This window comes from Borreliella sinica, assembly GCF_033969665.2.
GTDB lineage: Bacteria > Spirochaetota > Spirochaetia > Borreliales > Borreliaceae > Borreliella > Borreliella sinica.
Genome location: NZ_CP135180.1, coordinates 114,482 through 127,073, shown reverse-complemented (window position 1 = coordinate 127,073; position 12,592 = coordinate 114,482). Strand labels below are relative to the sequence as shown.

Genomic DNA, 12,592 nt, shown 5'->3' with positions numbered 1-12,592 from the left:
TTTCAATAAGCAATTTGTGAGTCCATTTGTTTATTGAAATATGTTTTTGATTTAATTATAATAAACATTATGAGAAATTTAATCGATGCCATCGTAAGAGATAATAGAAACCTTGCTTTTCTCTTTGTATTTTTTTTTGTTGCTTCTCATGTAAATTCTGCTACAGTAGGCCTTGCCTCGTGGTATGGTGAAGCTTTCCACGGCAAAACTACTGCTAATGGTGAAAAATTTGATATGATGGCTCTTACTGCTGCTCACAAAGAATTGCCTTTTAATACTGCTGTAAGGGTTACAAATCTTTTAAATAATAGATCAGTTGTTGTAAGAATTAATGATAGAGGCCCTTTTAGAAAAGATAGAATAATTGATTTGTCAAAACATGCTGCTGAGAAGCTTGATTTTTTGGGAATAGGGGTTGCTCCCGTAAAAATTGAAGTAGTTGAAAGTGTGAATGAAAAAAGATCTTCTGTATCAAAATCTAGCGACTTTAAAAAACCATTTAATACCCCTGAGATTGAAGAAGAAAAGAAAATCAATCAATCAGAAGAAAATGTTTCTGTTGAAAATAAATCTTCAAATTCTTCAAATTTATTAGCGGATTATTCAATTTCTGATAATAAAGAAACAGATTTTTACATACAAGTTGGATCTTATAGAAAAAAAGATTATGCTGATAGGGCTTATCGGATATTAAAAAAAGCTGGTCTTTTTGTTTTAGTAAATTCTCACGGACCGTTTTATACTGTTTTTATTCCCACTAATGCTGAAAATGTTCAAAAAAATATGGAGCTTATTAAATCTGCTGGGTATAAAGATACTTTAGTAAGAAAGACTAAAGTTCCAGGCGAGAGTCTTGTTATGGATTAATTTTTTAAATGGTTTTTATCAAATTTTAAAATTTTATGATTATGTCGTTTATTGACGATCTTTTTTGTAGTTTTTATTTTAAAAATTACAATGTTATTTTTAGATTTAAGTCTTTTAAGTAACTGTTTTGCTTAAAAGCTGTATTTTATTTTGTGTAGTTAGTTTTATGAAGTTTTTATCAGAGATTTCTCTTCCAATAATGATTTTAGCTCCAATGGAGGACGTTACCGATGCTGTTTTTAGAAATTTGATTCATTTAATAGGATCTGAAGAAGGAGAGCCCCATATTTATTTTACTGAATTTATTTCTGTAAAGGGAATTTTAAATGGATCAAAACAATCTATTCAGCATATTTTTTTAAAACCAAACGAACTTAATAGGCCTTTAATTGCTCAAATTTGGGGCAATGTTCCTGAGCAATTTTATGAAGCAATAGAAATATTGGGGGGTATGGGGTTTTGGGGGATTGATATTAATATGGGCTGCCCTAAGAATAAGATAATTAAGAAAGGGGTTTGTTCAGCTTTAATTAATAATAAATCTTTGGCTAAAGAAATAATTCTTGCAAGCAAAGAAGCTTGTACTAAATTTAATTTGCCTCTTAGCGTTAAGACCAGACATGGATTTTCATATCAAGAAGTTGGTGATTGGTTGGGGTTTTTGTTGAGCCTTGAAATTGATATGTTAACCGTTTATCCAAGACTTGCTATCAATCAGAGTAAAGGTCCTGTTAATTTTGATATTTTTTATGAACTCGTTAAATTGCGGAATAATCTAAGTCCTTCTACGCTGATTATTGGAAATGGAGATGTTTTAAGCCTTAAGGATGCTAAATATTATGTTGATAAATATTTAATTGATGGGATTATGTTTGGTCGTGGTATTTTTAAGAATTTAAATTTATTTAAATTTTCTTCGATACACTTTTTGGATAGTAATTTAAGTTTTAGATTAAATATATTAAAATTCCATATAAAGGATTTTTATGCCACTTGGGGGCTTGGAAAAGATTTTAATAAACTTAAAAAATATTTTAAGATATATTTTACTGAAAAGGAAAGGCAGAGTAAATATTTTTCAAATCTTATAAATTCAAAAACTTATGAAGAGCTTTTTGAAAATTTAAATGTTATTGATATGGTAGGAGATTTTTAAAACAATGAATTGTAGACCTCTTGAAAAATATGATCCCAAGGTATTTGAAGATGAAATTTACAACAAGTGGCTTGAAAATAATGTTTTTTTACCAAATAATTCTTTATTTGAAAAATTTAGTATGGTTGCACCTCCTCCTAATGTTACTGGCGTATTGCATATGGGACATGCTCTTAATTTTGTTTTGCAAGACATTCTTGTGAGGTATAAAAGAATGAAAAAACACAATACTTTGTGGCTCTTTGGCACAGATCACGCGGGGATAGCAACGCAATCTGTTTTTGAAAGACAGCTTAAAAATATTGGTAAGAGCAAATATGATTTTGAAAGAGAGGAGTTTGTTCAAGAAATTTTTAAGTTAAAAGATAAGCATAGGGGTATAATTGTTAATCAGATAAAAAAACTTGGAGCGTCTTACGATTATTCAAGAGAAAGGTTTACTCTCGATGAGAATCTTTGCAAAGCTGTTAACAAGGTTTTTAAGGATTTATATTCTAAAGGGCTTATTTATAGGGGTGAGTATCTTGTCAATCTTGATCCTGGATCTGGAAGCGTTGTTAGCGATGAAGAGATTGAGTATAAAGAAGTTGATGGTAAGCTCTATTTTGTGAAGTATTTTATTGATGAGTCTTCTTTTATTGAGATTGCAACAACTAGACCTGAGACTATGTTTGGGGACGCTGCTATTGCTGTTAATCCTGATGATGAGAGATATAAATCTTTAGTTGGTAAAGAGGTTACGATTCCCTTGACAACTAAAAGGATAAAAGTTATTGCGGATTTTTATGTTGACAGCACTTTTGGTACTGGGGCTTTAAAAGTTACTCCTGCTCATGATCCCAATGATTTTGAAATTTCAAAAAGGCATAATATTCCTAAGGTAAATATTTTAACTCAAGAAGGAAAACTTAATAACAATGTTCCTTTACAATATCAGGGATTAAGGATAAAGGATGCAAGATCTAAAATAGAGATAGAATTAATGGAAAAGGGATTTTTGAAATGTGTTAAAAAGCATAGGCAGCAGGTTGGACATTGTTATCGATCGGGTGAGGTTGTTGAACCTTATTTGTCTACTCAGTGGTTTGTAAGCATGAGGCCTTTAGCAGACAAAGCTTTAAAGGCTTTAGAGAATGGTGAATTGAGATTTTATCCTAGAAAGTGGGAAAATACGTATAAACATTGGTTGTCAAATATTAAAGATTGGTGTATATCAAGACAGCTTGTTTGGGGACATAGAATACCAGCTTGGTACGATATTGACACAGCCGAGCTTGTTGTAAGTGATGCTGATCCTTCTTTAGATGAAAAAAATACGGGGAAGAAGTTTGTTCAAGATCCAGATGTTCTTGATACTTGGTTTTCTTCTTGGCTATGGCCTTTTTCTTCGCTTGGGTGGCCCAATCCTACAGCGGATTTTAAAAATTATTATCCAACAGATACTCTAATTACTGCTTATGACATAATATTTTTTTGGGTTGCAAGAATGGTGATGGCGGGATTAGAATTTACAGGACAAATTCCTTTTAAAGATGTTTATATCACGCCTCTTTTGCGTGACAAGCAAGGGAAAAAAATGTCAAAGTCTTTGGGCAATGGAATAGATCCTCTTGATATTATTCGTGAGTATGGAAGCGATTCTTTGAGATTTACTTTATCTTTTTTATCTGTTCAAGGTCAAGATTTAAATATTGATGCTAAGGATTTTATGCTTGGAGCTAAGTTTGCAAACAAAGTTTTTAATGCTTCCAAATTTATTCTTTTGAATTTGAAAAATAGGGAAATATTAAATGATTTGAAATTTAATGACATTGATAAATGGTTGTTTACAAGCCTAAATTCAACCATTCTTGGTATAGAGTCTTCTTTTGCAAATTATAAATATAATGAAGCTTCAAAATTAGTTTATGAATTTTTTTGGAATGATTTTTGTGATTGGTATATTGAAATTAGTAAAATTGATCTGAATAGTGAAAATGTTAATATCCAGAATATGGCTATTTCTAAATTGTTATTTTTCCTTAAAAAAGCATTGTTGATTTTACATCCGTTTATTCCTTTTGTTACAGAAAAAATTTATTCTCAATTTTCAGAAAAGGAAGATATTTTAGCATTAAATGAATATCCAAGTTTTGATATTGCTAATAATTTTCAAGAAGAATTTGAAAGTTTTAAAGTATTTAAAACTTTCATTGTAACCATAAGAACGCTTAGGAGCGAATTCAATATTTCTGCTAACATTGAGATTGATGTTGCTTTGAAGTTTGATGCAGACTTTAAATATGAAGGATACTTTAAGGCTAATGAAAGCATTGCAAAAAGAATGATTAATTTTAAAAATATATTTTATAATAAAAATTATGATGGTATGCTTGGTATGGCTGTAGTTGGTTTTGGAATTTATGCAGATGTTAAGTCATTGATAGATAAAGCTAAGGAGTTGATAAGGCTTGAAAAGCAGCTTGAAAGGTATAAAACCCTTAAGGTTTTTGTTGCAAAGAAACTTGAAAATGAAAATTTTTTAATGAATGCCCCCAAAGAAATTGTTGAATCTGAAAAATTAAAATTTGCAGAATTTTCTTCTTTGATCAATAAGATAAATAGTTATATTATTGATTTAAAAAATTTGTAACAAAAGTTAAGAAATTATTCTGTAAAGTTATAATTTATTATTATAACTAGCATTTTTCACTCTTAATTATTAGGTAATGTTTGAGGAGATAAGAAGTTTGAATCTTGTAATTTCATGAAGCTGTTTATTATTGTTGATACGTCTTCTTCTTTGATGTAAATTGATGGAAATGTTTTTCTTCGATTAAATAGAAACTCAAAATCAAGAATTAAATAAATTTGATTATTTTTTTGAGTTGTGCTCAGTCGTAATTCAAAGTCATCATCGTCTTGGTATCGTTTATTAGGATTTTCTTTAATCATTTTTTTATCTAATAATATGATTTCACCTTCTTTAATGCTTTTTGGTCTATCATTAAATAAGCTTAAACTTTTGATTATATTACTGGTATTTAAAAGGTTGAAAAAGCTAAAATTTCTTCTATATCCGTTTTCTTTTAGGATAAGCTTAACTTCTGAATCGTGATCTTCAATGTAGGATCCATTATGTTCAATTTCAATGATCCCCTCAAGGCTTGCATTGTTTAGAATCTCAGAATATTTTTCTTTTTTTATTAATATATCTTTTATAAAGAATAAATCTTTAATTGTATCTTTTGCGAAAATATAATTATTGGATATTAAAAAGATTAAGGTTATAGCAAATATCTTTCTGACCATTAAAATTCTCCTTTCCCTATCTAGTAGTATACTATATTTTTTGTAATTGTTTCTATCGGTTTATATTAAAAGTATTTTTAATTTTTTTGAGCTTTTATCATATGTCTTTTATTTCCAAATCCTTTTTCTATTTGAATGTGTTTGAATTTAGCAAGTTTTAAACCATCTTTTACAATTCTTGCGGAAGAAAATGTTGAAAGCTTGCATTCTGGACTGCTTTTTTCAGAAATTAAATTAAATATTTCATTGTTCCACATTTCAGGATTTTTTTTAGGATTAAATCCATCCAAAAACCAATATTCTACATTTTTTGGAATTTCTTTAATTTTTATTTTAGCGTTTCCAATTAAAATTTTTAAATTAACATTTTCTGTTATTTTTAGTTTTAAATTTTTTGTCGGAATTTTAGGATAATTTTTTAACATTAATTTGAAATAAGCGTTTTCTTTAGCAAAGAACTTTGAGATTTGCATTATTGTGTTTTTTCTGAGTGGAAATTTTTCTATAGAATAATAATTAATCTTTGAGGTTATGTTGTTTTCTTTTATAAATTTTAAAAGACATATAAAGTTTAATCCTGTTCCAAATCCTAACTCTGCTATTAAAAGATTTTCCTTTGTTTTTAATTCTAAATCTAGATTGCAACCTTTAATAAAGGTATAAAAGCTCTCCTCAATTCCATACTTTGGATTGTAATAAATGTCATCGAATTTGTTTGAATATATGGTTCTTTCTTTAAAAATTATATTTTTCATTTAATTTTACTTTTTCAAGCTTACAAGGTTTTGTAAGCTTGAAATTTTTAATTTGATTGATCAGAATAATAAGTTTTTATAACAAATTTATAATTTTTATTTAAGATTGCAAGTTTTAATAAAAAATTTTAACTTATAAATTCTTGGAAACTTTAGTAATTTTTCTTTTAAAAACACAAAACTTTCCACCATTTTTGCTTTCTCCTTAGGACATTGGTCACTTTTTTATTCATATTAAAACTAAAGCCCTATTTTTCAATAGTCTTTATGAAAAATATTTCATAAAGACTAAAGCTAAGTTTAGCTACTTAGCTTTTCACTCTTCTATTATTGCAACTATTTCTTTTGCTTTTAGTATTAAATGCTCTTTATTCTCGATTTTTACGGCAGCTCCTGCATACTTTTCATAAAGTACAGTGTCGCCAACTTTTACAGTGATCTCTTCTTTGTTAGAACCAATGGCTATAACTGTTCCAATATTTGTTTTTTCTTTGGCATTTTCTGGTATGTAAAGTCCCGAGATTGTTTTACTCTCAGCTTCTTTGATTTTTATTAAAACTCTATCAGCTAAAGGCTTAATATTTTTCATTTCAAACATCTCCTTATGTTAATAATATTAAATATACGAAAAAATTTAGAGTTGAGTCAATATATTTGTATAGTGCTTGAAAATTAATTTAATTTTCAAGATAATTTTGTTATTAGAATATCAATTTTAGGCAGGGTAATGACTTGATAACTGTAAATAATTTGGAAGTTGCATTTGGAGAGAGAGTTTTATTCAAAGATGTAAATATCAAATTTTCTCCTGGAAATTGTTATGGAATAATTGGTGCTAATGGGGCAGGAAAAAGCACTTTTTTAAAAGTGCTAGGGGGAACTATTGAATCTACTAAGGGTGAAATATTTATTCCTAAAAATCAAAGAATAGTGGCTCTTGAGCAAGATCAGTTTGCTTATGATGCATATAAGGTTATCGATACTGTTATTATGGGTCACGAAAGACTTTATTCTGTTCAAAAAGAAAAAGATGAAATTTATAATAAACCTGACTTTAGCGATGAGGATGGGATTAGAGCCGGGGAGCTTGAAGCAGAATTTTCAGAACTTGGAGGATATGAGGCTGAGTCTGATGCAGCAGTGCTTCTTAAAGGTCTTGGAATAGATGAGTCAATCCATAATAATTTAATGGGTGATATTGAAGGGGCTTTAAAGGTTAGAGTTCTTTTAGCCCAAGCGCTTTTTGGTGAGCCTGATATATTGCTTCTTGATGAACCTACTAATAATCTCGATTTACAATCCATTAAATGGTTAGAAGAGTTTTTAATTAATTTTGAAAATACGGTTATTGTTGTCTCTCATGATAGGCATTTTTTAAATCAAGTTTGTACCCACATTGTTGACATTGATTATGGAAAGATTCAAGTGTATCTTGGGAATTATGATTTTTGGTATGAAACAAGCCAGATTTTAAACAAACAACTAAAAGATGCTAAAAAACGATCTGAGGATAAAATTGCCGAACTTAAGACATTTATTCAAAGATTTTCTAGTAATGCATCTAAGTCTAGGCAAGCAACATCAAGGAAAAAGTTGATTGAAAAAATAAAGGTTGAAGATTTGAAGCCTTCTTCAAGGAAATTTCCTTATGTTAATTTTAAAAGCGAAAGAGAACTTGGTAAAAATGTTCTTACAATTAAAAATTTGATAAAAGAATTTGAAGGGAATTTAGTTTTAAATAAATTTAGCACCATTATTGAGCCCCAGCAAAAGATTGTTTTTTTGGGAAATCCCATGTTTGCAACTTTTTTGTTTGATATTATTACAAATGAAGATAGAAATTATAAAGGTCATTATGAATGGGGTTCTACTGTTAATTTTTCATATTTTAATAAGGATAATGGAAAATATTTCGATTTAGATTTGAATTTAGTTGATTGGTTGCGTCAGTATTCAAAAGAGCAAGATGAAACTTATATTAGAGGATTTTTAGGACGGATGCTTTTCAGTCAAGATGAAGCTTTAAAAAAGGTAAATGTCCTCTCGGGGGGAGAAAAAGTAAGATGTATGCTAGCTAAGGCTATGCTTAGCGGAGCAAATGTTTTAATACTCGATCAACCTACAAACCACTTGGATCTCGAAGCAATTACCTCTTTAAATACTGGACTTAAAGAGTTTAAAGGGGTTGTTCTTTTTACATCACATGATCATCAATTTATAGATACTGTTGCCAATAGAATTATAGAGTTTACTCCAAGCGGAATAATTGATAGATATATGACTTTTTCTGAGTATGTTGATGATGCCAAGATTAGAAATTTAAGAAATAGCCTTTATGGTAATAATGCTAGTTTTAGGCTTTAATAGCAGGTTTTTTAAAACTCAAAAGGTTTTTTATTTTGAGATGTGTGCTTTTCATATTTGTGTTTGCAGTTTCTTTTTTAAGGCTTTATTCTGGCATCAATTTATATTTTCAAAAAGCATTAACCGGTAAGATTGTAGGCAATCCAATTATTGATGAAAAACGCGATACTATTACGGTTTTAACAAAAGATAGATGGTTGACTACTTATACAATGTCGCTTGAAAAAAAATATTCTCATAGATTAAATAGAATTCCATATTCTTTTCTTTTAAAAGATTTTGAGAATGGTTATTATGTTATTACAGTTAGAAATGAACTTCAAAAAATTAAAAGAGGAAAACTTATTTGGAAGTATAAGCTTGATTTTTCACCTCTGGGTGTTCCTGCCATAGGAAATGCTAATATTTTAGTCCCCCTTGTTGATGAGAGAGTTGTTGCTATTGATTTAAAGAATGGAAAAAAAATGTTTGAGGTAAACATAGGTGGTAGACCCGCTACTTCTCCTGTAGTTTTTGATAATGGTGATTTTTGCATTGCAAGCGAAAATGATGAAATATTTTTCTTTGATTCTTTTGGTAACAAAAAATGGTTTTCCAGATTGGTTGCTTTTCCTTTTTTGTTAATGATAAATACAAAAAAAGAGGTAGTTGTTGGACATAAGTCTGGTCATATTGTTGCTTATGGAAGAGATTTTGGAGAAGTTGTTGGTTCTATTCAGTTAGACTTTCCTATTAATTTTTTGTTTGAAAAGTTTAATGGTGAATATGTTGCAATTTCAAGTGTTGGTATGTTTTTTAATTTGAATAGAAGCTTTAAGCTTAAATTCAAAAAAAAAATGAACTTTGAGATTGAGAAAGCTGTTCTTTATAATAATAAAAACCTTTTAATTTCAACCAAATCAAATGGAATTTTGTCTTTTGAAGAAGATTTTGATATAGCTTTTTCTGATGATAAACTTAAGAATTTAACAGGACTTAGTGCTAATTCAGGTATTATTGCCTTAGGGGGGGGTGATTGGGTTCTTAGTACTTACTATTATGAATACGATAAAGAGCTTGATGTTAGTGTGTGGAATCATTTTAGAGGCAATAAATACAATCAGGGTAGAATAGATTTAAAAGAGAAAGGTTTTGTAGATTATGATGAAAATTATTTACTTCTTGATGAGATTCTTAATTCTAGCTATAGTGCTGCTGCTTATGATAAATTTTTAGGGATTTTGGATTTTCTTGCAGCGGAACATGGAAATTTTCCCAAAAAATATTTAAATTTATATAAAAAAGCTTTTAATGTTTGGCTTTTACCAGAAAAGGGATTTGATAGGATTGCTTCAAGGGGTAAGCTTTATAAATATTTTGCATATGTTAATGATGAATTTTCAATCAAGGCCCTTATTAATTTTGCAATTAAAGAGCGGGATATTAATAATATAATTACCATAGTGCAAACCATTACCAAATTTGAAAGTTATTATGGGCAAGATTGTATTATATATAATTACATCCAATATATAGTTTTAAATTATCAAGGCAATTTAGAAATAGCTTATTCTGTGATTTTAAATTTGAGAAATATAATTTTAAACTCAACAGACAAACTTCTTAAGCTTTGTAAGCATAAATATATAAGTTTGCTAATGTTCATGAGGCGACAAAATTTTTCTGAAAACATTAACAAGTACATTAATGAGATTATTTCAGTAATTCAAGATTGAATTGATTGTTTTGTATATAAATCTGATTATGTTAAAATTAGGTTTAAATTAGTAAATTTAGTTGTCAAGTTAGGTTATAATTAAATTTATAGGAGAATTTCTTTTATGAAAAAAATGTTACTAATCTTTGGGTTTTTTCTTATTTTTTTGAATGGATTTCCTATTAATGCAAGGGAAGTTGATAAGGAAAAATTAAAAGACTTTGTTAATATGGATCTTGAGTTTGTAAATTATAAAGGTCCTTATGATTCTACAAATACATATGAACAAATACTGGGTATTGGTGAATTTTTAGCTAGACCGTTGATCAATTCCAATAGCAATTCAAGTTATTACGGTAAATATTTTATTAATAGATTTGTTGATGACCAAGATAAAAAAGCAAGTGTTGATGTTTTTTCTATTGGTAGTAGATCGCAGCTTGACAGCATATTGAATCTAAGAAGAATTCTTACAGGATATTTAATGAAGGCTTTCGATTATGAGAGGTCTAGTGCAGAATTAATTGCTAAGGTTATTACAATATATAATGCTGTTTATAGAGGAGATTTGAATTATTATGAAGAGTTTTATATTGAATCTGCTTTGAAGTCTTTAACCAAAGAAAATGCTGGTCTTTCTAGGGTATATAGTCAATGGGCTGGGAAGACACAAATATTTATTCCTCTTAAGAAGAATATTTTATCTGGGAATATTGAGTCTGACATTGATATCGACAGTTTAGTTACAGATAAAGTGGTGGCGTCTCTTTTGAGCGAGAATGAAGCAGGTGTTAACTTTGCAAGAGATATTACAGATATTCAAGGTGAAACCCATAAAGCAGACCAAGATAAAATTGATGTTGAATTAGATAATATTCATGAAAGCGATTCCAATATAACAGAAACTATTGAGAATTTAAGAGATCAGCTTGAAAAAGCTACAGATGAAGCGCATAGAAAAGAGATAGAAAGTCAGGTTGATGCTAAAAAGAAGCAAAAAGAAGAGCTAGATAAAAAGGCAATCAATCTTGATAAAGCTCAACAAAAATTAGACTCTTTTGAAGATAATTTAGATATTCAAAGGGATACTGTTAGGGAAAAGATTCAAGAGGATATTAATGAGATTAATAAGGAAAAAAATTTACCAAAACCTGGCGATGTAAGTTCTCCTAAAGTTGATAAGCAGCTACAGATAAAAGAGAGTTTAGAGGATTTACAAGAGCAGCTTGAAAAAGCTGTTGATGAAGATCAAAAAAGAGAAATTGAAAAGCAAATTGAAATCAAAAAAAATGAGGAAGAGTTTTTAAAAAGTAAAGATCGCAAAGCATTGGATCTTAATCAAGAATTAAATTCTAATGTTCCTGACAAAGAAAAAAATAAAGGCAAGGAAGAAGAAATAATCAAGGAAAAATCTCAAGTAAATTTAAATGATTTGAATAATGGTGAAAACTCTATGATGATGGAAGATCAAAAATCATCTGATTCTGAGATTGAAAAAATAGATAAAGTTTCTAAGCCCAACAACAATAATGGGGCTGGTGAATTATCGTCTTTAGATAAGCCTTCTTATAGCGACATTGAGTCAAAAGAGGGCGTAAATAATGGGGACGTAAATAATCAAGATGTTGATTTGCAAAAAATCGATCCCCAAGTTAAGGGTCAATCGATCCCTTTAAATGAAAATTTGACCACTATGCCCATAGATTCTGGTAGTCCTGTGTTTTTGGAGGTTATCGATCCAATTACAAATTTAGGGACATTGCAGCTTATTGATTTAAATACTGGTGTTAGACTTAAAGAAAGTACTCAACAAGGTATTCATCGATATGGAATTTATGAACGTGAAAAAGATTTGGTTGTTATTAAAATGGATTCAGGAAAAGCTAAGCTTCAGATACTTAATAAGCTTGAAAATTTAAACGTTATATCAGAGTCTGATTTTGAGATTAATAAAGATTCATCTTTATATGTTGATTCTAAAATGATTTTGGTGGCTGTTAAGGATAGTAGTAGCAATGCTTGGAAGTTAGCCAAATTTTCTCCCAGAAATTTATATGAGTTTATCCTTTCAGAGGATAAAATTTTACCGTTTACTAGTTTTTCCGTGAGGAAGAATTGTATTTATTTGCAGGGAGAGTCTAAGAGCTTGCTTATTTTAGATTTAGACACTTTGAAGCAAGTTAAATAACTTTGCAATTTGATTAAATTTGTGTAAATTGATAAAAAGCTAAAAACAAAGTTTTTAGCTTTTTAATTTTAAATATTTTTTCGGGATGGTGGGATTCGAACTCACGATCCCCTGCTCCCAAAGCAGGTGCCTTAGCCACTAGGCCACATCCCGAGTGAAGCGCACCAATTAGGACTTGAACCTAAAACCTACAGATTAGAAGTCTGTTGCTCTATCCAATTGAGCTATTGGTGCATTTTAAATGCTAATGATGAGTATATCATTTTGAAAAATCC

Annotated in this window: 9 protein-coding genes and 2 tRNA genes; 6 read left to right on the top strand and 5 right to left on the bottom strand. The window is 29.3% G+C overall.

Annotated elements, in window-relative coordinates:
- Positions 1 to 69 precede the first annotated feature (69 nt).
- The 3 genes from QIA41_RS00560 (at position 70) to valS (ending at position 4,655) form a co-directional block, all read left to right on the top strand.
- Complete coding sequence (locus QIA41_RS00560) at positions 70 to 867, top strand: septal ring lytic transglycosylase RlpA family protein (protein ID WP_320292125.1); 798 nt, start codon at positions 70 to 72, stop codon at positions 865 to 867.
- A gap of 166 nt (positions 868 to 1,033) precedes the next feature.
- Positions 1,034 to 2,023, top strand: a complete 990-nt coding sequence (locus QIA41_RS00555; RefSeq protein WP_320292124.1) for a tRNA dihydrouridine synthase — start codon at positions 1,034 to 1,036, stop codon at positions 2,021 to 2,023.
- Between the two features lie 4 nt (positions 2,024 to 2,027).
- On the top strand, positions 2,028 to 4,655 hold the full coding sequence (gene valS, locus QIA41_RS00550) for a valine--tRNA ligase (protein WP_320292123.1): 2,628 nt from the start codon (positions 2,028 to 2,030) through the stop codon (positions 4,653 to 4,655).
- Between the two features lie 62 nt (positions 4,656 to 4,717).
- Here the strand turns inward: valS and QIA41_RS00545 are convergent, their stop codons facing one another.
- The 3 genes from QIA41_RS00545 to groES form a co-directional block, all read right to left on the bottom strand.
- Positions 4,718 to 5,314 (bottom strand): hypothetical protein, encoded by a 597-nt coding sequence (locus QIA41_RS00545; RefSeq protein WP_320292122.1) that lies wholly within the window; start codon positions 5,312 to 5,314, stop codon positions 4,718 to 4,720.
- 77 nt (positions 5,315 to 5,391) lie between these two features.
- Positions 5,392 to 6,069, bottom strand: a complete 678-nt coding sequence (gene mnmC2 / locus QIA41_RS00540; protein WP_320292121.1) for a tRNA (5-methylaminomethyl-2-thiouridine)(34)-methyltransferase MnmC2 — start codon at positions 6,067 to 6,069, stop codon at positions 5,392 to 5,394.
- 316 nt (positions 6,070 to 6,385) lie between these two features.
- Positions 6,386 to 6,658 carry a co-chaperone GroES gene (gene groES, locus QIA41_RS00535; RefSeq protein ID WP_004789371.1) on the bottom strand — a complete coding sequence of 91 codons (273 nt, stop codon included), beginning with the start codon at positions 6,656 to 6,658 and terminating at the stop codon, positions 6,386 to 6,388.
- Between the two features lie 143 nt (positions 6,659 to 6,801).
- Between groES and QIA41_RS00530 the strand changes: the two genes are divergently transcribed.
- The 3 genes from QIA41_RS00530 (at position 6,802) to QIA41_RS00520 (ending at position 12,317) form a co-directional block, all read left to right on the top strand.
- The gene (locus QIA41_RS00530) at positions 6,802 to 8,433 is read left to right on the top strand and encodes an ABC-F family ATP-binding cassette domain-containing protein (protein ID WP_320292120.1); all 1,632 of its coding nucleotides are present in this window, start codon (positions 6,802 to 6,804) and stop codon (positions 8,431 to 8,433) included.
- A gap of 35 nt (positions 8,434 to 8,468) precedes the next feature.
- Positions 8,469 to 10,148, top strand: coding sequence for a PQQ-binding-like beta-propeller repeat protein (locus tag QIA41_RS00525; RefSeq protein WP_320292119.1), 1,680 nt, complete (start codon positions 8,469 to 8,471; stop codon positions 10,146 to 10,148).
- A 105-nt stretch (positions 10,149 to 10,253) separates the two neighbouring features.
- Positions 10,254 to 12,317, top strand: coding sequence for a P83/100 family protein (locus QIA41_RS00520; RefSeq protein WP_320292118.1), 2,064 nt, complete (start codon positions 10,254 to 10,256; stop codon positions 12,315 to 12,317).
- An 80-nt stretch (positions 12,318 to 12,397) separates the two neighbouring features.
- Here the strand turns inward: QIA41_RS00520 and QIA41_RS00515 are convergent.
- Together QIA41_RS00515 and QIA41_RS00510 are read right to left on the bottom strand one after the other, a co-directional pair.
- A tRNA-Pro gene (locus tag QIA41_RS00515) sits at positions 12,398 to 12,470 on the bottom strand.
- A gap of 7 nt (positions 12,471 to 12,477) precedes the next feature.
- A tRNA-Arg gene (locus QIA41_RS00510) sits at positions 12,478 to 12,551 on the bottom strand.
- Positions 12,552 to 12,592: the final 41 nt, after the last annotated feature.